Below are 19,154 nucleotides of genomic sequence, written 5' to 3'. Positions count from 1 at the left end.
CAAGTAATATAATATCCGAAGTGTTTTCTGCTGTCAACTAAAATATTAAAGTGGTTCAATGATTTTAAAAAGGTTTTGCCTACAGCGACTCTTGCAGCTAACTGTCCCCACGGCTTAGTGCTGTAGTTCAAAATAATTAACCTTTCGCTGTATTGTTAGGTAAATAAAAAATTTATAAATATTTGGCAGGATAATTAGAAATTTTGTAGAAATAAATATGATAGTGTTACAAACAAAAATTGCGTAATACCATAGACTTGTTTAAGTGTTTTTTTGCATAATTTAGTCGTTTTAAATAGCTAAAATTATTTTGTAGTTTTAAAAAAGAGGAGGGGATGTTTTGTTTTTGAAGTCCAGTTTTTCATGTAAGGCAGCTGTATTGTTAATGGTTATCTTTCTTATTTTATCTTTGTTGGTGGGTTGTAATGGAGATACTGAAGGGGATGCTACTTCAAATGAAGCGGCATTGGAAAATGGAGAGGTTGAAACACCTAAGGAGCCTGTAATCGTAATACTTGAAGGGGGAGATGCTGGATTTCCTTCTCCCTTTGGACATCTTCCCCGAATGAGGGGTACCGTTATGAAATATGTCTTTGATTCTCTTTTGGAGCCTGACGAGGATCAGTGTATCCCCTGGTTAGCGGAAAAATGGGAAATTAGTGAGGACGGAAAAACCCATGACATTACCATAAGGGAAGGGGTTAAGTGGCACGATGGGGAGAAAATGACGGCAAATGACGTGGTATTTTCCTTCCAATATTACCTGGAGCATCCTCCGGTATTTATCGGAGAGGTGATTACCCAGTCCGGTTATATTCAAGAAATAGAGGCGGTCAACGACTACCAGGTAAAGATTGTTACCTCTGAACCTAACTCAACTTTTTACTGTGAAGCAGGAATGTTGAGAATCATTCCAGAACATATATGGAAAGATGTTGATGATCCTTATGGTTTTACAGATGAGGGTTCAGTTATTGGCTGCGGACCTTTTATATTGACCGATTACAGCAAAGAGCATGGCACTTACCGTTACGAGGCTTTCGAAGATTACTGGGGACCTAAGCAGCGGGTTGATGTAATAGAAATGGTGCCGGTGAGTGACGAGATTCTGGCTTTTGAAGGCGGAGATATTAGCATTGCCAGGATTACTACAGATCTTCTCGGTCGCTTTGAAAACAATGAAGAGTTTTTTATACTGGAAAGCCCCGCTTTGGCTGGGACCATGATTAGTTTTAACATGAATAAAAATGATTTGTTTAAGAAAAAAGAGTTCCGGCAGGCTTTTACCTATTCAATAGATAAAGAGGATATTATTCAAAAAATACAGCGGGGGGCAGCAAAGCCCGGCAGCCCTGGAATACTTCCCATAGACCATCAATGGTATAATTCAAATCTGCAAAAATATGATTATAACCCTGAGAAAGCTTTAGAATTATTAAAAGAGGCAGGGGTAGAGGGTAGTCTCTCCTTTGAGCTTTTAGTATCAGAGGGGGCTGAAGTCCGTGTGGGAGAACTGCTGAAAGAACAGCTGGCCAAGGTTAATATTGATTTAACGGTGGTGGCTGTAGACAATCAGTCCCGGGATGCCCGGGCTAACGAAGGGAATTACGAAATAGCTATTTTATCCATGGGCGCCTGGGGGTTAGATGCTGACTATTTAAGGACCCGGTATTACAGTGAACTGGAAGAGGGCGCCGGTGGTTCAGCCACAGGTATCCTGGGGTCTGATCAGGGATATGTAAATCCTGAAGTAGACCGGCTTTGTGAGGACCAGCTAAAGGAAACGGATCGTGAAAAACGGAAGCAGATTATATACAATCTTCAGGAGGTTTTGGCGGAAGATTGTCCGGAAATTCCATTATATAATAACTACTATATTTATGTTTTCAGACCCGATGAATACGATGGGTGGACCTTTATGTTTGATCATGCAGTGATGACCCATGCCAAGTTGTCTTTCCTGGAAAAATGATAACCTTCTGTTTTAACCATATTTTGTTCTACTGAAAAGTGCTGTTATAGGTTTAGTATTCTGCCTTTCCTGGCTTTAATAAAATAAGCCAGGAAAGGCTTTAAATTGATTAATTAAAGGATAACAATTTTTTTAAAAAAGCATTTCTAAGGGGTATTGATGTGAAAAACGCAGGGTGGACCTCCCGTATAATGGAATATATTCTTACTTTTATGGTTATTATTACCTTAAATTTTATGCTTCCCCGCATGATGCCAGGAGATCCTTTTCTTCATCTTTCTGCGGAGGGAGGAGAAGAGGTGTGGGCCTTTACTGCTGAACAGCGTCAGTATTTTCTTGAGTATTACGGGTTGGACAGGCCCCTGCCGGAACAGTATGTCAGGTATGTTACAGGCCTGGTTCAGGGAGATATGGGAATGAGTTATTATTACAAGGAGGATGTATCCTCCATCATAATGCGAAGGCTTCCCTGGACTCTGATGATTGTAAGCGGGGCGACCTTTTTAAGTTTGTTTTTGGGAATTGTACTGGGGAGTTTTTCTGCTTTTAATCGGGAGTCTTGGAAAGATAAGAGCCTTTATTTAACTATGATTGTGTTTTCCGAAATACCGGCTTTTCTGCTGGGGATTGTCTTGTTAATTATTTTTGCGGCAGGGATGGGTTTGTTTCCCCTGGCTGGAGCTATGAGCCACTTTGCTAATTATACTGGATGGGAGCAGATAAAAGATGTCCTCCATCATGCCGCACTGCCCATAGTTACCCTGGCCATGGCCCGGGCAGGAGGAATTTATTTGCTGGTAAGGAATACTTTCACCACGGTGATGGGGAAAGACTATATCCGTACTGCCCGGGCCAAAGGCCTCTCTAAAGGAAGAATCCGTTATTACCATGCTTTAAGAAATGCACTGCTGCCTCTGGTCACCCGGATAGCCCTGCAGATGGGGGCCATGGTAGGGGGAGCCGTTTTAGTGGAGAATGTTTTTGCCTATCCGGGTCTGGGAAGGCTGATGAGAGAAGCAGTATTTGTGAGGGATTATCCTCTGCTGCAGGGAATATTTCTGGTTTTGGCTTTTGGTGTTTTAGGGGCCAATCTGCTGGCAGATTTGCTGTACAAGGTGTTGGACCCTCGAACCCGGGGGCAGGAATAGTTTTTAATAAATTATCATAAATAGCGTGTATTTTTTAAAATGGATTAAGTTAATTAGTGTTAGAAAAATAAATTAACTGGAGCGTAATTATGTTTCAAGCCCAGACTATGATTCCTCAGATTCTATTAAAGGCATCCGGGGAATTGTTAAAAAAAGGGATAATGTTTTGGAAGAGCCTTTCTATTTTTGGAAAGGTGGGGTTTGCAGTTATCGTGGCTATGGTCATTATGGCTGTTGGGGCTCCTGTTTTTACCTGGCTCCCCCATAATGTGTCCTCGGGGCCTGCGCTGGTGCCCCCGGGGGGAGATCATCTTATGGGAACTGATGAACTGGGAGTAGATCTTTGGTCTCAGATTTGTTATGGGGCCAGGGTTAGTCTTTTGGTGGGATTAGGAACTGCTCTTCTGGCGGGAATGGGAGGCGGTATTATTGGTATTTGGGCCGGTTACCGGGGAGGATGGATAGAGCGGATTATTATGCGCTTGATTGACATCATGATTGTGCTCCCGGATCTTCCCATTATGGTTATTCTGGCTGCTTTTTTCGGGTCCAGTTTAAGAAATATTATTATTGTCCTGGCCCTTTTTTCCTGGTCTCATCCGGCCAGGATTATCCGTGCTCAGGTTTTGTCGTTAAAAGAACAGGGATATATTAAGATGGCTGAGAGTTATGGAGCTGGGGATTTGTATATAATTTTTAAACATTTTCTGCCAGAGCTTTTTCCAATCCTGGCGGTCAGTATGATTCGCCTTTCGGGAATGGCTATTGTAACGGAAGCAGCCCTTTCCTTTCTGGGGCTGGGGGATCCCACATCCAAAAGCTGGGGGCTGATTATTAATCATGCCCTTAATTTTCGAGGAATCTATTTTACTCCCTTCTGGAAGTGGTGGCTGATGTATCCCTGGGCATTTTTAACCTTACTAATTACCTCTTTGGCCCTGTTCGGCAGAGATTTGGAGAAAATTGCCGACCCCAGGGTGGCAAAGGGAAATAAATAAGGGAAATAACCGTGAGGGAGGTAAAGTCATGGGTGTGCTGGAGGTTCGAGATTTAAGTGTTACATACCAGGCAGAGGAGACTCCTGTAAGAGCGCTGCAGCAGGTTTCTTTTTCTTTAAAAAAAGGGGAAACCTTAGGCGTTATTGGGGAGTCTGGAAGCGGTAAAACTACACTGGCTTTGGCCCTGATGGGTTTGATCAGCGGGAAAGACCCGGTGGAGGGAACCGCATATTTTAAAGGCGCTGAATTTCTTTCTTTCAATGATAAGGAAAAAGAGGCGCTGCGGTGGAAGCACATTGCTCTAGTTTTTCAAAATTCCCTGGAGGTTTTAAACCCGGTCTTAAATATAGGGAAACAGGTGGGAGAACCTATTAAAAAACATCTTCTTCTTAAGGGCAAAGAGCTGGAGTCCCGGGTGGATGAACTATTAGAGTTGGTAGGGTTGGATCCACAGTGGAAAGAAGCTTTCCCCCATCAACTTTCCGGAGGTATGCGCCAGCGGGTGCTGATAGCCATGGCTCTTTCCTGCAGGCCGGAACTGCTGCTGGTGGATGAACCTACCACATCTCTGGACCCTGTGTCCCGAAAAGAGATGATTGACTTATTGGAGAGGCTGCAAAAGGAGTATGGGTTTACCCTGGTGGTTATATCCCATGATTTATCCTGTATTTCCCGGCTTACCTCCCGGCTTTTGGTGCTGTACAGTGGTCGTGTGGTGGAGGAAGGTCTCACGGGAGAGCTTCTAGATGATCCTTTTCATCCATACACCCGAGGGCTTATCAATTCTTCGCCCCATTACTTTGCTTATAAGGACTTGTGGGGGATTCCTGGTGAGCCTCCTACCGGAGAGGAAAGGGGATGCTCTTTCCAAAGGCGATGTTCCCAGGGTCTGGAGAGCTGCCTGGAGGGAGTTCCTGAACTTCAGCAGGCCTGCTGTGAAAGGCGGGTGGCCTGCCACCGGGGAGGTATTGTAACCGTCCTGGAGGCTGAAGGCTTGAAGAAGGAATACCGCTTGAAGAAACGGGTGGTGCAGGCGGTAAAGGGAGTGAGCCTTTTCGTTAAAGAGGGAGAAGTAGCTGCCCTGGTTGGGGAGACGGGGTCCGGCAAGTCTACCGTAGCTCAAATGCTGGGGAGATTGATGAAACCTACTGCGGGAGATATTACTTTTCAGGGTGAAAAGTTTAACGATAGTGTAACCCGGCAGGAGGGGGGTATTCAGATTGTTATGCAGGATCCTTTTTCCTCCACCAGTCATCGTTTAACTGTGGAGCAGGTCCTGCGGGAACCCTTGGACATCAATAAAATCAGCAGTTCACAGGATAGGATTCAAAGGGTGAAAGAGGCACTGGAAAGAGTTCAACTTTCATCAGGGAAAGATTTTTTAAAGAGATATTGTTTTGAGTTGAGTGGGGGGCAGCGGCAGCGTGTCGCTATCGCCAGGGCCCTGGTTATGAAACCGGCCCTGCTGCTGGCGGACGAAATTACCTCTATGCTTGACCCTTCTACCCAGGCAAACCTGCTAAGGCTTTTGAAGGGCCTGCAGAACTCCCAGGGTTTTGCCATGCTGTTTATTACTCATGATTTGGATCTGGCCCGAAAGGTGGCGGACCGTGTCATGGTGATGAAGGATGGGGAAATTGTGGAATCTGGTTCTTCCCGCCGGATGTTTAGCGATCCCTGCTGCTGTCATACCAAAGAACTGATGGAGGCAGCCTTTGGAGATCATAACCACAGGAATCATCATCACCATAACCATCATCATCATGAACATTAACGGAGGGACATTTTGTGTCTTTTCTTGTGTTTCTTTAGTGCAGTTGGAGAGAACGAAGCAGTGTAAAAATTTGAACATAAGTAGGGAAAGACATATGGGGAATCCCGGGGAGACATTGACGTCTGGGGAAAGTAAAAGTATAATTATATGGTTAAAGGAATTATACAAAGAGTTATGGGTGGGGTAAAAAATGTTTATTGAAGGAATCAATCCTGTAATATTTACCATAGGCCCCCTGACAGTGCACTGGTATGGCCTTATGATGTCCATTGCTGCTGTTATAGGATCCCATCTTTTTTTGAGTAATGGTAAGAAGATGGGAATGGATGAAGATAATCTATTAAATATAACTATACTTACCATCCTGGGAGCTTTGGTTGGTGCCCGGGCTCTTTTTGTTCTTACCAACTGGGGTTTTTACTCTGCCAATCCTCAGGAGATTATTCGGGTGGATCATGGTGGATTGGCCTTCCATGGGGCAATATTGGGAGGTATTTTGTCAGCCTGGGTGATGTCTAAAAGGTACAGTTTTGATTTTGGAAATATTTTAGACTTGACCGTTCCCGGAATATCTATAACTTATATGCTGATCCGTATTGCCAATATTTTCAACCAGGAACTGCTGGGGCGTACCGCAGAACTGCTGCCTTTTGAAAGACATCCCGCTCAAATTTATGGTTTTTTCATCGGTCTCAGCATGCTTTTACTTCATAACTATCTGGTGCGAAACCGCAGTTATAAACCCGGCGGCTTTTTTTGGGCATTTTTTCTTGTTTATTCTTTTTTCCGGGGTTTTATTGAAGAAACCTTTCGGGTAATGCCCCTACCTTTTTGGGGTTATGTTAACGAAGCTTGGGGCGCAGGCTTTATCTCATTAACTCAGCTTATGACCCCGGCCCTGATGCTTTTAGGCTGGTGGATGTTTAAACGAAGCCAACATGTATGATAAGTATAATATCTTTAGAAAAATTGTAGAGAAATCATCCTGTCTTTGTAACCTGAGTCGGGAAATGAGACTTTTAACGGTAACCATTCGTTGGGTTGTGTTGAAAGTTTTTTCATATGCAAAGGTATGTTCATGTATGGGATTTTTTGCTAAAAACTATCTTTTGTTATTTCAGGTTCCGGCCACCATTGTTTCCGGAGGATGAAAAGCATGATTTGGGATATTACGAACAGAATTGGCAGTTCAATCAGGGATTCAACGGCTAAAACCAGGGAAATAAGAGGGCGTTCAGGGAAAACGGCAGCGGCAATAGTAATTGCCAGGGGGGCGTTTCGGGCCAGGGTAGTAAAAATTAAGCTTGCACCTTCCTGGTATGTTAATTTGAAAATGCGGCTCACAGCTTGGCCTACTAAAAAATTAATTATAAAAAAGAGGGTGACGGGAATTAAGAGACGTAGTAAAATATCTGAGTTTTCGATTAAAACAGTTCCTTGGGAGGCAAACATGGCTGTAATTGCCAGGATAAGGAAGGTTGCCTGTAAGGTTCCGATGTAGTTTAGAACTTTCTCTTGATACCATTGTTCCCCTTTAAGGCTTAGGATTACTTTTCTTGATAACACAGCCAGCATAAAAGGAATGATCAGCACTCGAAAAAAACTCTGCAGAAAAAATAATGGCTGTATTTCTACCACAGTTCCTGCAAAGATTAACAGGTAAACGGGAAGCAGAACCAGCTGTAAAAGCAGGTTCCAGGGGAGCAGGGCGGTGGAGAGGGCCAGGTTGCCGCCGGCAATGCTGGTAAAAACCAGGTACCAGTCGGTGCAGGGGGTGACCATATCCATAATTAAGGCAGTATAGATATCAGGGGCATCCCGCAGAAATAAGTAAGCCAGGCCGAAGGCCAGTAGAGGCGTCCATAAAAAATTAATGGCCAGGCTTAACCCTGCAGCTTTTATGTTCATAAAACCTTCTTTTAAGCTGGCAAAAGTTATCTGAAGAAAAGTGCCAAAGAGTATTACCATTAGAAAAGGAACAATAAAGAAAGAAGCCAGGGCAGTAATGCTATTTACTTGTCCCAGTCCAAGCCCGATGAAAATTGCAACTATCATAAAAAGCTACTGAAACCGCTCTAATGTGTTCATATGTCACCGTATCCTTTTTAATTATTTCTAATTATAGTCTAACGGTACCAGACTTGTTGTTAAGCTTTCAGTTTAAACATATGCAAAAAAGTTGGTTCTAATCTGTGGGTACTTCCACAAAGCCAAACAGTATATCAATTATTTCATCCAAAATATCTCTGGGAGTTTTTTTTAACCCTAGGGGTTATGGTTACATAAAATATGAATTAAAAAAACCCACAGAATGCTATTGTGTGGGTTTTTTAATATTTTTAAACTCAGAAAAATTGAAACAACAAGATAGCTAAACCCGGCCAATAGTACAAGAGCTGTGATCAATATAATCCCGGCAAGCTTTATTGGAAAAAAAAATTGGTTATGTTGTGTTGGCGAAAAATATAAAACTTCATGAAGTATTTTAAAATACTGTTTGCCGCCAAAGGAATCCCTTTTGGCGTAGAATAAGGTGGTAAAAAATAATATATTTAACCCAGGGGAGAGCATGATATTTCTCTGTCAACAAAGAAGGGAGTGAAGCCATAATATGGAAATCAAAGCAAACGTTAAACTGGAAAGGCTTCAAGTAAGAGATTTAATTTCTCTGGGGGTGCTGAATGCGGTATTTATTGTTATATTTTTCGCCATAGGGATGACCCTGGGGATGATCCCCCTGACCTATATTTTTATGCCGGCAGCTGCAGCGGTCCCTTTAGGGGTGGTATTCATGCTTATTGTTTCAAAGGTTCCTAAAAAAGGGGCAATTCTTATCAGTGGTATAGTGCAGGGGGCAGTGTTCCTTCTGTTAGGTTCCTATTGGCCCATGGTCCTGGCGATAATGTTGGCTGCAGCCATGGGAGAGTTTATTGCCGGGTCAGGGGTATACAAAAGCTTTGCAAAAATCTCTTCCGCCTATGCGCTTTTAATTTGCGGGTATTTTCTTGGGGCTTTTATACCGGTTGTGTTCTTCGCGGAAAGGTACAGGGAAATGACCGTGGGCAGAGGTTATGAGGAGGCGTATATTGACAGCCTTATTTCTTTATTAAATGCACCCTTGTTATTAATTATTATGGGGGTATCAGCGGTCGGCGCTGTCCTGGGGGCTTTTCTGGGGAAAAGGATTTTGAAAAAACATTTCTTAAAAGCAGGCATTGTGTAATAGGAAATATCCCATGATATTTTTAACAGACCGTTATATGCAGGTGATGGTGGCTAAAGAAGGCGGAGTTTACCTGGAATGGTTCCAAAATGTCCTGGCGTATTTAAATACCGGTGTATTTATGGGAATTGTGGTAATCAGTGCCATGGGGGCTGTTCTCGGGGCCCTGCTGGGAAGGAAGCTGCTGGCGAAACACTTTATCAAAGCGGGGATTGTCCAGCCAAATTAAAAAGTGAGGTGAGGTAAAAGATGCAGCAGCGGGAGGGAGAGAAACAAAAAAAGGGATTGTCCAGGCTCCTCCAGATTGCCGGGACCAAAAAAATACTGATTCTTATATCTATGTTTTTATCTGTGCTGGCCACCATGGCGCACTTTGTGCCTTATATAGCCATTTATCTTCTCATTCAGGAGCTGTTGCTCCACCTGCAGGACATCAGTGCTGTAAACACTTCTTATGTGTGGCGTCTGGCTCTTATAAGTATTGGTTCCATAGGTTTATTTGGTGTTATTCTTTATACCGCGTTTATGTTTTCCCACGTGGCGGCATTTAACATTCTTTATGAAATCAGGGTGGCCTTAGCGGAAAAATTATCAAAGCTGCCCATGGGGTATTTTACCGGCAGGGCCTCGGGAGAAATTAAGAAAGTGATGTCGGAGGATGTGGAAAGGGTGGAGCTTTTTGTTGCCCACCATATACCGGATCTGACCGCCGCCGTGATTTTTCCCCTGCTGACCCTGGCTTATCTTTTCTTGATGGATTGGAGGCTGGCCCTGGCTTCTTTCTTCCCCATTCCTTTGGCTTTAGCGCTTCAAAGCAGCATGTTTTTTTCTAAAAAAACCGGGGAAATAAACAGGGGATACCAGACAGCCCTGGAAAAAATGAACGCCTCCATTGTAGAATACGTGCGGGGGATGCAGGTGGTCAAGGTTTTTAATCAGTCGGTGGATGTTTTCCAGCGGCTGAAAAATGATATCTATTCATACCGGGATTTTACAAATCATTTCACAAAGCTGTACAGCTACCCCTATCCCGGTTATTTAGTGCTGATTTCCACTTCCCTTTTGTTTATACTCCCCACAGCATTGTATATCCTGGCGGTTTCCCCGGATTATACTTCTGCCGTTTCCGTGGTATTCCTGTTACTGGTTCTGGGGGCCGGGCTGTATTTTCCCATGCTCAAGCTGATGTGGATGGGGGGGCTTTTGAACCAGATATCTTTAGGGGTGGACCGTATTGACGATATTCTTTTCAAGCCGGAAATCCCTGAGGCTCGGAATCCCCAAAAACCGGCGGATAACTCTGTGGAGTTTAAAAATGTTCACTTCTCCTATGTAGATACGGAGGTGCTCAGGGAGGTAAGTTTCAGGGCAGAGCCGGGAACCGTAACGGCACTGGTGGGGCCTTCGGGTGCCGGCAAGTCCACCATTGCGTATTTAATTCCCCGGTTTTGGGATATCACTCAGGGGGAAATACTGCTGGGAGGGGTCAACATTAAGGATATAAGCACGGAGGAATTGATGGAACAGGTTTCCTTTGTGTTTCAAGACGGCTTTCTTTTCTTTGATAGTATTGAGGAAAATATCCGGGTAGGCAACCGCAGTGCATCCAAACAGGAGGTCATGGAAGCTGCCCGGGCGGCGCAGTGCCATGAGTTTATCCAAAGCCTTCCCATGGGTTATGACACCCTGGTGGGGGAAGGGGGAACCTATCTCTCCGGAGGGGAACAGCAGCGTCTGGCCCTGGCCCGGGCCATATTAAAAAATTCTCCGGTAGTGGTGCTGGATGAAGCCACCGCATATACAGACCCGGAAAATGAGGGGAAAATGCTCACCGCCTTTTCCCGGCTGATAGAAAACAAGACGGTGATTGTTATTGCCCACCGGCTTTCCACTATTACTGATGCGGACAGCATCCTGGTGGTAGACCAGGGGTGCATCGGGGAGAGAGGTAAGCATGGGGAGCTGCTGGAGAAAAACGGCCTTTATAAGCAGATGTGGGAGGATTATCATAGTTCACAAAGCTGGGTGATGCAAACCAAGGAAGGGGTGATTTCATGAATTTCTTTTCAATCATCAGGGCTGCAACCCTGGGGAGTCCCGGGAAAACCAGAAGGATGATCTTGTTGAGCATATTGGAATTTGCCGTAAGGGGCATGCCCTATGGAATTTTAATCCTGGCAGTGTGGGAGTTCATGAATCCTCTTATGAATCCCGGAACACCGCTGGATATAAACAAAATAATATATCTCTGCCTGGGCCTGCTGGCAGTCACTATACTCCTGTTTTTTGTCACCCGGGCCTCTTACCTGGCAACCAACATAGACAGTTATAACATAGGGGCCCAAGGGAGGGTGGCCATGGCAGAGCATATCCGCAGGCTTCCCATGGGTTTTTTTAACTCCCGGGACCCCGGGGATGTAACGGCCTATCTTTTGAGCGATTACAGCAACATCGAATTTATGCTGAGCCACCTGGTGCCTCAAATCATTGGAGCCATGGCCATGCCTCTCGTGATTCTAATTTTTCTCAGCACGGTGGATTGGCGTATGGCCCTGGCTGCCGCCGCGGTGATTCCCCTGGCGGTTCCCATCACCCTTCTTTCGGGGAAAATTATTACCTACTTCGGCGGCAAGCATCAAAAGACCAAAATAACTACTACCTCTCGCATGTTGGAATATCTTGCGGGGATACGGGTTATCAAAGCCTATAACTTACGGGGAGTACGGTTTGAAAGGTTAAAAAATGCCTTCAACCAGTTGAAGAAAGAAAGCATTTATTTGGAGGCAGGAGCAGGGCCCACGGTGATTTTGGCAGGGGTTGTTTTAAACGGGGGCCTTTCCCTTCTCATGATTCTGGGCCTCTACCTGCTGCTGGGGGGCACCTTGAGTATCCCCGTGTATATAATGTTTTTGATTATCGCCACCCGGATTTATGAGCCTATAACCTCCTCCTTTATGCTGATGGGTGAGCTGAACTACTTTAAACTGGGGGTAAAGCGCATTGAAGAACTAGAGAGCAACCGTCCCCTGCCGGAACCGGCAGAGGACCGGGAGCTGGAGCATTTTAATATTGAATTTAAAGATGTAACCTTCCGCTATTACAACACAGAGGTATTGAAGAAGGTCAGTTTTACGGTGGAGGAAAATTCCCTCACCGCCCTGGTGGGGCCTTCGGGCTCAGGGAAGACCACGGTAACCCGGTTAATCGCCCGGTTCTGGGATACGGACACCGGGAGTATCCTCATGGGGGGAAGGGACATCAAAGAGCTGAAAACGGAGCGCCTTCTCTCTTATATCAGCATCGTCTTTCAGGATGTCTACCTGTTCAACGACACCATCTACAACAATATTAAGGTGGGGAAAAAGGAGGCCTCCCGGGAAGAGGTCCTGGAGGCAGCTAAAAAAGCCCAATGCCTGGAATTTATCGAAAAACTGCCGGGAGGTTTCGAAGCCATGGTGGGAGAGGGGGGCAGCACTCTTTCCGGTGGGGAAAAACAGCGCATATCCATTGCCCGGGCCCTTTTAAAGGACGCCCCCGTTGTCCTGCTGGATGAGGCTACCGCCTCCCTGGATCCCGGTAATGAAATATCTATCCAGCAGGCCATACAGGAGCTTCTAAAAAATAAAACGGTGATTGTCATTGCCCACAAGCTGAGAACCATACAATATGCGGATAATATCATCGTCCTTAACCAGGGGAAGGTGGAAGAAAGTGGGAAGCACCAGGAGCTGCTGGAGGCAGGTGGATTGTATGCCCACCTGTGGAGAGAACAGCAGAAGGCCGGGGGCTGGAAGTTTGGGATGAAAGAAGCCCTGGGGCAGGCTTCAGGAGGTATTCAGTGTGATTGAAATAAATGATGTGAGCTTTCCCATGAAGAACGGGCCAGAAGGGACTGAGGTGCCTATTTCCAGAAAAACTGGCATCCGGTGCCGTTGATAGAAAGGGCAGGGGAGAAGAGACGGCTTTTGATATCAAGAATCTCTGTTTTGCTTATGAAGGGAATCAGCCCTTTTTGGAGGGCTGTGCTTGAAGGCAGGGAGAAATGAAGTGCAATTTGAAAAAAATAGAAACATTAATCTATCAAAACATATGGAGTTATAATAGATGGCAGGAGAACAGCGATTTATCTGGAGGGAAGGCAAAGGGGCCTGCAGGATATGGACCCCCGGATGAAAATTCTTATGTCCTTAGTTTTCAGCACCATGCTTTTTTTAACTGCGCAGAAAATGACTATGTTAATTTCACTTGTGGCGGCTTATTTTGATCTGCTGCTTTCGGGAAAGGGCAGGACCGGCATAAAATTGCTGGCTGTTTACGCTTGTTTTTTCCTGGTAGACACCATGATAGTCCTGGCAGGGAGTGAACAGCTGAGGCTGCCCCGGTCTGTAATCATTCCTGAGATGTGTTAACAAATTTTGAAAAATTGAACCAAAAAATTGTAGTATCTTCAATCGTTGTAGAAGTAAATACTTTTAAAAAGTTAATTATTTAAAAGCAAACCGTAATCGTCAGAGATAATCGGATAATAGCTAATCAGCTACTAATCAGCCAAATAGTATTGACATTTTTGCCCTTAGTAGGCTATAATGAAATTATTAACTTTTTTTAAAAATAATAACCAATATGACAATTAAAGGATTATTTCTGAACTGGATTCTTATTTGTAGAGCAGTAAAAATTAATTATGCATGGGAGGTGATATTAACAGATATAACTAAAATAGCTGTTATGTTGACGTTCTTGACGGTTATAGAGTTTGATATCAACTTTTTAATAATCATGGTCTACTTAATTCTACTAATATTTAAAGATACTACAGCTGTTTGTTATTTAAACTATCGTACTGTAGGTTCATACTTTCGCTACAAATTCATTTCACCCTTGACTTGAGCAAAGACGCCTATGTTTACAGATAAATGTAAGCCTTCAAATTATATCAAACTCTACCATGCTCTTGGATAATTGGTGGTTTTGAAATTCTAAGATTAAGTGAGTAGGTGCAAGAAAATTAATTTATAGAAGGGGGTTATATGTAATGCGATCTTTAGGCAAAATTATATACCTTTTAACTTTACTATTACTAGTCATAAATTTTCTGTTCATAACTGTTGCTTTTGCAGAAGTGAATAATAGCCAAGAAATAATACAGTACGACTTTGAAAAAATAGCTGAACATGAAATAATCAAGGCACGTGAAAATGGGGAGAATATTTATCAATATTATGTGCCAGACTTTGATAATATTCCTGAAAAAGATAGAAGGACAATTGCTAATAAATTCAATGAATTATATTTTGCAGAACAAGAAATCGTCAATATGATAAACATGACGCCAGTCGCTGATGACGAGCTTTCTAAAGATGAAATTCCCGCAATGGAGGGCCTTTTATCTTATTATCATATCCCTAGAGGGACAGATAGAAACTTGGGCATGTCATTTGGTACGAGTAATGGTAACAGCGGTGGTTGGGGCTTTCAGCGTAGCAGTACTTGGAACGCTCATACCAATCTTCATTCATTACGAACCAATAATACTGTAAGGTTTACTGCGGGCTCTTGGTCTTGGGGCGTTTTAGAAAGAAGGATATGGATTACAGGGTCAGGTAGTCAATGGGCTGGCATACATTTTGGCCCAATAGATTATTGGCAAGAACTCGCAGTAAATGCATTAGGTGATACTGCAGCTGTAAAAATAAGGGTGGAATTATGGGATGTAACATCAAGCCCGGTCACATTATTAGCAAGCAGTAATGTGTTAAATGTATCGAAAAATTCAGGGTGGCCACAGCAATATAGTGGAAGTCCAAGTCGTTCGCTATATTATGAATTGCAGGCCGGAAGGGCATATGCAATTCGTCTTGTTCAGGAAGGTAGTGCTGGTTGTGTTGGCTCTGAATATTGGAATGGGCAGAAATCATTAGGTTGGACAACAAAGATGGCAAACTTGTGGATTAACTGGTATAACTGGTAATATAGTTTAGTATTTTGTTTTCAAACAATTGGAAGAACTAATAAAGTTAGTTAAGTAAAGTGAAGAATACCGTAGTAATGGTTTATAAAAATAATCACGTATTCATCGGCGTTTTTGGTTTTTTCTCTTCACCAACGCCGGATACCTTTATCAAAAGAACGGTATTGGGACTAATTAAGGCGGGTATCTTTGTCCTCCCAATTCTGATATGCCATGGTAAGGGCATATGTTGTCATAGTCAACATAACGTGAGCTACCATAGCTTCTGCAGTTTTCTTAGGAAGAAGTTCCAGGTGCAAAACCTCCTTGTTTTCGAGAAAAAGTAACTCTTTAAGCCCACTACCTATCATGCGCTTGTAATTCATCTTGAGCTAACTTGATATTTATGTTAGTTTATAGTTGAACGTCCATTAACTAATTTATTATTAAATAAGAGGTAAACTATGTATGCTTAAAAATATTTTAATTCAAGTAATTCAAAATCCCCTCTATATGACAGCAAGTTTAATCTCTGTTATCACTCACAGATTTATAATCGCTTATCTTCCATCGTATATTGGTATTAAACCGGGTATTTATAACTCATTTATTTATGGCTTTCTAAGGGAGGCATTACTGTTGATTGCTGCTTCCTTGTTCATGGCTGGTATCGGCAGTCTTTTGAAAAAAATTACTAATAAAGGAACTGCAGGTCCGGGTGATTTCATTGAAGGAATTAGTAATTATTTTTCCAAGGTGCTTAAGATCAACCTATTAATTTTTGTTCTTTCACTGTTCGGTTTTTCTGCCATAGTGAAACCAAACATGATCATGGGTTTTATGCTTCCTATGTTTACATTTAACTTTCATTCAGCCGTAATTTTATTGCTATCACCTTTTTTTATTTTATGGTACCCGGCCATGTTTTTGGACGACTTTGGAGTAATTGAAAGCATCAAGAAAGCTATTTCTATCGGAACAAAGGCCTATTTGAAACTAGTTTTGGCTGTCTTCATTCCACTGATTCCACTTTTTATACACGCAGGCTATCATGATTTTTTAAGATCTTTAAATACTTATCCTACAATTAACGTCTTCTCAGCAGGGTATTATATGATTTTTAGTGTGGTATTTATACTATCGCTTTATGCCCTGCTATATATATTCAAAGTTTATCATCTTAGCGAGAAGACCTCTTCCTCTAATCAAAGCGAAGGTAGGGGATGAATTGCTTTTCTCTATTCTTAGGCAGAAGATTTCCATCCTCTACAGGGGGAGATGAATGCCGAATTAAACAAGAAATCCTGCGAACTACTATTCCCCTTCAAGTATTTTGAAATACTGTTTGCCGCCAAAGTAATCCCATTTCGCGTAGAAAAAAGCTGTCAAAAATAATATATTTACCACAGGGCAGAGCATAATATTTTTCTGTCAACAAAGAGAGTAGTGGAAGCCACAATTGGAAAGGTACAGGGAAATGGCCGTGGTCAGAGGCTACGAGGAGGTGTACATTGACGGTATTATTTCTTTATTATATGCACCCCTGCTATCAATTATTACGGGGGTATCAGCGGGCGGAGCTGCTGGGTAAAAGGATTTTTTTAAATCCTGGGAGGGTTGCCGGGCAGGCTTCAGGAGGTATTCAGTGTGATTGAAATAAATGATGTGAGCTTTCATTATAACGACTGTGAAGAGGAAAGCATATCCAATATTAATTTAACCGTTAAAAAGGGTGAATTCCTTTTGCTCTGCGGTCGAAGCGGCTGCGGCAAGACCACATTGACCAGGCTGCTGAACGGACTGATTCCTCATTTTTACGAAGGAACCTTGAAGGGTGAGGTTTTACTGGAGGGCCGGAGGGTAGCTGATTTGAAAATGCACCAGACAGCCAGGCAGGTTGGCTCCGTATTTCAGGATCCCCGTTCCCAGTTTTTTACGGTGGATACCATCTCTGAAATCGCTTTTACCTGCGAAAATCTGGGTATGCCCAGAGAAGAAATAAAGAGAAGGCTGGAGAACACGGCGGTGTTATTAAAGATGGAAAAACTGATGGACCGAAGTATATTCAACCTGTCCAGCGGAGAAAAGCAGAAAATTGCCGTTGCTTCGGTTCACGCCGCCGCCCCCTGCGTCTATGTCCTGGATGAGCCCTCGGCCAATCTGGACCCCCGGGCGGTGGAGGAGCTGCGGGAAGTACTTACCCTGCTGAAAAATAAGGGGCATACCATTATTATCGGTGAACACCGCCTGTACTACCTGAAAGATCTAGTGGACCGGGTCATTTACATGGAGGGGGGCAAAATTAAGGCGGAGCTGGACAGAGGGTCTTTTCTTTCTCTTTCCCATGAAGAACGGGCTCAGAAGGGACTGAGGTGCCTATTTCCAGAAAAACTGGCCTCCGGTGCCGTTGATAGAAAGGGCAGGGGAGAAGAGACGGCTCTTGATATTAAGAATCTCTGTTTTGCTTATGAGGGGAATCAGCCCCTTCTGGAAGGGCTGTGCCTGAAGGCAGGGAGAAATGAAGTGATTGGAATCATAGGGGATAACGGAGTGGGCAAAAGCACTTTTGCCCGTATCCTATCCGGGCTTATTCAGGAGAAACGGGGGACGGTAGAATTAAATTCCGTCCGGGCAAAGGCGGGCCGGCGCTTAAAAAACTCCTATTTTGTCATGCAGGATGCGGATTACCAGCTTTTTACCGAGAGCGTGGAGGATGAGCTCAAGCTGGGGAATGAGGCTGTTTTTGACCTGGAGGAAAAGGTGGAAAAAACATTAAAGGCTCTGGGACTTGACCGGTTCAGGGAACGGCATCCGGCATCCCTGTCCGGAGGGCAGAAGCAGCGGGTGACTATTGCAGTAGCCCTGGTCCGGGATTCGCAAATTGTGATATTTGATGAACCCACCAGCGGCCTGGATGCGGAAAACATGAAACGGGTTGCCGCCATGCTGCTGAAAATTGCCGGTGAGGGCAAAACCGTTTTTGTCATCAGTCATGATTATGAGTTTATCCTACATTCCTGTACATGGATTGTATATTTAAAGGAGGGGAAATTTATAGAGGACTTTCCTTTGAATGAAAAAAGCCTGGAGCGGCTGTGGGATATTTTTAACGGCAGCCCGGCGGATCAGGTTTTATGAAAAATATGGAGAGGTACTGAAATTTGAAAAAAATAGAAACATCAATCCATCAAAACGTATCCGTAGGAATAATAGAGGGCAGGAGAACAGTGATTTTTCTGGAGGGAAGGCAAAGGGGCCTGCAGGATATGGACCCCCGGATGAAAATTCTTATGTCCTTAGTTTTCAGCACCATGCTTTTTTTAACTGCGCAGAAACTGACTATGTTAATTTCGCTTGTGGCGGCTTATTTTGTTCTGCTGCTTTCGGGAAAGGGCAGGACCGGCATAAAATTGATGGCGGTTTATGCTTGCTTTTTCCTGGTAGACACCATGATAGTCCTGGCAGGGAGTGAGCAGCTGAAAGTACTGCTGGGTGTTTTTATTTACAGCGTCATGAAATTTATACCCATCATTATGCTGGGAAGCTGGATAGCCTCAACGGTTAAGGTAAACGAATTTATCGCTGCCATGGAGCAGATGAGGCTGCCACGGCCGGTAATCCTTCCCCTGGCGGTTATGCTGAGGTTTTTACCTACGGTGAAGGAGGAACTGGGATATATTAGGGATACCATGAAAATGCGGAATATTGAGCTTTCCCTGAAAGGGATTCTTTTTCATCCCTTAAAGACCATGGAGCATATTCTGGTGCCGCTCTTGATGAGAAGTGTTAAGGAGGCGGACGAGCTCTCGGCGGCGGCCTTGACCCGGGGGGTTGACGGGGATAATAAACGGACCACCCTGAGAGATGTCCGGATCCTGTTTGTCGATGTAACCGCAGCTTTATTATTTATTACTTTGACGGCAGTGCTCTGGTATCTGGACAAGAACTGGTTTGCAGGTTTTTTATAGAAATCGCTTAAGTTTGTTTGCTTATAATGTAGACCCTCTTGTTTGTCTGAAGTGTACCGGTGCCTGTAACTTCCCTTTGGAATAAATGCGCAGCCAGGCGCGATGCTGTCCCGTATACTAT

18 protein-coding genes are annotated in these 19,154 nt (G+C 43.8%); 16 read left to right on the top strand and 2 right to left on the bottom strand.

The window, feature by feature from the left end:
• Positions 1–340 precede the first annotated feature (340 nt).
• The 6 genes from HUE98_RS13975 to HUE98_RS13950 all read left to right on the top strand — a co-directional run bounded on the left by HUE98_RS13975 (position 341) and on the right by HUE98_RS13950 (position 6,838).
• Positions 341–1,972 (top strand): ABC transporter substrate-binding protein, encoded by a 1,632-nt coding sequence (locus tag HUE98_RS13975; RefSeq protein WP_241421231.1) that lies wholly within the window; start codon positions 341–343, stop codon positions 1,970–1,972.
• A 161-nt stretch (positions 1,973–2,133) separates the two neighbouring features.
• Positions 2,134–3,120 carry an ABC transporter permease gene (locus tag HUE98_RS13970; protein ID WP_318036501.1) on the top strand — a complete coding sequence of 329 codons (987 nt, stop codon included), beginning with the start codon at positions 2,134–2,136 and terminating at the stop codon, positions 3,118–3,120.
• An 89-nt stretch (positions 3,121–3,209) separates the two neighbouring features.
• Positions 3,210–4,118, top strand: a complete 909-nt coding sequence (locus HUE98_RS13965; RefSeq protein WP_318036500.1) for an ABC transporter permease — start codon at positions 3,210–3,212, stop codon at positions 4,116–4,118.
• Positions 4,119–4,146: 28 nt separating this feature from the next.
• Entirely contained in the window at positions 4,147–5,892 is a 1,746-nt protein-coding gene (locus HUE98_RS13960) for a dipeptide ABC transporter ATP-binding protein (RefSeq protein WP_241421230.1), read from the top strand.
• The gene (locus tag HUE98_RS13955) at positions 5,834–6,079 is read left to right on the top strand and encodes a hypothetical protein (RefSeq protein WP_241423604.1); all 246 of its coding nucleotides are present in this window, start codon (positions 5,834–5,836) and stop codon (positions 6,077–6,079) included. The genes HUE98_RS13960 and HUE98_RS13955 overlap by 59 nt, the downstream gene beginning before the upstream one ends.
• 3 nt (positions 6,080–6,082) lie before the next feature.
• Complete coding sequence (locus HUE98_RS13950) at positions 6,083–6,838, top strand: prolipoprotein diacylglyceryl transferase (protein WP_241421229.1); 756 nt, start codon at positions 6,083–6,085, stop codon at positions 6,836–6,838.
• A gap of 149 nt (positions 6,839–6,987) precedes the next feature.
• Here HUE98_RS13950 and HUE98_RS13945 read toward each other — a convergent pair whose 3' ends face one another.
• A complete protein-coding gene (locus tag HUE98_RS13945) occupies positions 6,988–7,947 on the bottom strand; it encodes an arsenic resistance protein (RefSeq protein WP_241421228.1) in 960 nt (319 codons plus the stop codon).
• A gap of 556 nt (positions 7,948–8,503) precedes the next feature.
• Here HUE98_RS13945 and HUE98_RS13940 point away from each other — a divergent pair.
• The 6 genes from HUE98_RS13940 to HUE98_RS13915 all read left to right on the top strand — a co-directional run bounded on the left by HUE98_RS13940 (position 8,504) and on the right by HUE98_RS13915 (position 15,086).
• Entirely contained in the window at positions 8,504–9,115 is a 612-nt protein-coding gene (locus tag HUE98_RS13940) for an MptD family putative ECF transporter S component (protein ID WP_241421227.1), read from the top strand.
• A 13-nt stretch (positions 9,116–9,128) separates the two neighbouring features.
• Complete coding sequence (locus HUE98_RS13935) at positions 9,129–9,344, top strand: MptD family putative ECF transporter S component (RefSeq protein WP_241421226.1); 216 nt, start codon at positions 9,129–9,131, stop codon at positions 9,342–9,344.
• Between the two features lie 20 nt (positions 9,345–9,364).
• Positions 9,365–11,173 carry an ABC transporter ATP-binding protein gene (locus HUE98_RS13930; RefSeq protein ID WP_241421225.1) on the top strand — a complete coding sequence of 603 codons (1,809 nt, stop codon included), beginning with the start codon at positions 9,365–9,367 and terminating at the stop codon, positions 11,171–11,173.
• Complete coding sequence (locus HUE98_RS13925) at positions 11,170–12,963, top strand: ABC transporter ATP-binding protein (RefSeq protein ID WP_241421224.1); 1,794 nt, start codon at positions 11,170–11,172, stop codon at positions 12,961–12,963. The genes HUE98_RS13930 and HUE98_RS13925 overlap by 4 nt, the downstream gene beginning before the upstream one ends.
• 309 nt (positions 12,964–13,272) lie before the next feature.
• Positions 13,273–13,524: a hypothetical protein gene (locus HUE98_RS13920; protein ID WP_241421223.1), complete on the top strand. Its 252-nt coding sequence runs from the start codon at positions 13,273–13,275 to the stop codon at positions 13,522–13,524.
• A gap of 626 nt (positions 13,525–14,150) precedes the next feature.
• Positions 14,151–15,086 carry a hypothetical protein gene (locus tag HUE98_RS13915; RefSeq protein ID WP_241421222.1) on the top strand — a complete coding sequence of 312 codons (936 nt, stop codon included), beginning with the start codon at positions 14,151–14,153 and terminating at the stop codon, positions 15,084–15,086.
• 170 nt (positions 15,087–15,256) lie between these two features.
• On the opposite strand, the gene HUE98_RS17690 is transcribed toward HUE98_RS13915, so the two are convergent.
• Positions 15,257–15,385, bottom strand: coding sequence for a hypothetical protein (locus HUE98_RS17690; protein ID WP_277623679.1), 129 nt, complete (start codon positions 15,383–15,385; stop codon positions 15,257–15,259).
• Positions 15,386–15,533: 148 nt separating this feature from the next.
• Between HUE98_RS17690 and HUE98_RS13910 the strand changes: the two genes are divergently transcribed.
• The 4 genes from HUE98_RS13910 (at position 15,534) to HUE98_RS13895 (ending at position 19,033) form a co-directional block, all read left to right on the top strand.
• Positions 15,534–16,292 carry a hypothetical protein gene (locus tag HUE98_RS13910; protein WP_241421221.1) on the top strand — a complete coding sequence of 253 codons (759 nt, stop codon included), beginning with the start codon at positions 15,534–15,536 and terminating at the stop codon, positions 16,290–16,292.
• A 284-nt stretch (positions 16,293–16,576) separates the two neighbouring features.
• Positions 16,577–16,720, top strand: a complete 144-nt coding sequence (locus tag HUE98_RS13905) for a hypothetical protein (RefSeq protein ID WP_241421220.1) — start codon at positions 16,577–16,579, stop codon at positions 16,718–16,720.
• Positions 16,713–18,203, top strand: a complete 1,491-nt coding sequence (locus HUE98_RS13900) for an ABC transporter ATP-binding protein (protein WP_241421219.1) — start codon at positions 16,713–16,715, stop codon at positions 18,201–18,203. Before HUE98_RS13905 ends, HUE98_RS13900 begins: the two co-directional genes overlap by 8 nt.
• Positions 18,204–18,226: 23 nt before the next feature.
• Complete coding sequence (locus tag HUE98_RS13895) at positions 18,227–19,033, top strand: energy-coupling factor transporter transmembrane component T family protein (RefSeq protein WP_241421218.1); 807 nt, start codon at positions 18,227–18,229, stop codon at positions 19,031–19,033.
• Positions 19,034–19,154: the final 121 nt, after the last annotated feature.

Origin of the sequence: Candidatus Contubernalis alkalaceticus (genome assembly GCF_022558445.1) — a bacterium.
In the GTDB taxonomy this organism is placed as follows: domain Bacteria; phylum Bacillota; class Dethiobacteria; order SKNC01; family SKNC01; genus Contubernalis; species Contubernalis alkaliaceticus.
The sequence above is the reverse complement of the archived record's forward strand: the minus strand, read 5'-3'. Positions and strand labels throughout refer to the sequence as shown.